This window comes from Pseudoflavonifractor phocaeensis, from assembly GCF_016901735.1.
In the GTDB taxonomy this organism is placed as follows: domain Bacteria; phylum Bacillota; class Clostridia; order Oscillospirales; family Oscillospiraceae; genus Pseudoflavonifractor_A.
The window spans coordinates 1-443 of record NZ_JACLZC010000206.1 but is presented as its reverse complement, the minus strand read 5'-3'; the positions used below and the strand labels follow the sequence as shown (position 1 = coordinate 443).

1 protein-coding gene is annotated in these 443 nt (G+C 68.4%); it reads right to left on the bottom strand.

Annotation, left to right across the window (positions count from 1 at the left end):
- On the bottom strand, nucleotides 1–443 hold a 443-nt coding region (locus H7U37_RS15285), incomplete at both ends, for an S-layer homology domain-containing protein (RefSeq protein WP_204877019.1).

Below are 443 nucleotides of genomic sequence, written 5' to 3'. Positions count from 1 at the left end.
ATGCCGTTGGCCACGGCCCAGCGGACGCCGGCATCGGCCCAGTCGGAGACCTGATCGGCGTCGGAGAAGATCAGGCCGGCATCATCCACGGCGGGGCTGCCGGCATAGCGGTAGAGCATGGTGGCCAGCTGCTCCCGGGAGATGAGGGCGTCGGGGTTGGTGCCGTCGGACACGCCCTGGGCCACCGCCCACTCCATACCCTTCTGGTACCAGGGGTTGCTGCCGGCGGTGTCCGCGCCGTCCAGGCGGGCAAGGACGGTCATAATCATGCCCCGGGTGGTGGTCATTTCGGGGGAGAAGGTGGTGTCGGAGGTGCCCACGAAGAGGCCCTGGGCAACCACGGCATCGATGGCCTCGCCGGCCCAGTGGCCGTCTGGGATATCGGTGAAGGAAGGCGCGGGATTGAGGGGGGTGTCGTCGTCGCCGATGTCGATGTCAGGCTC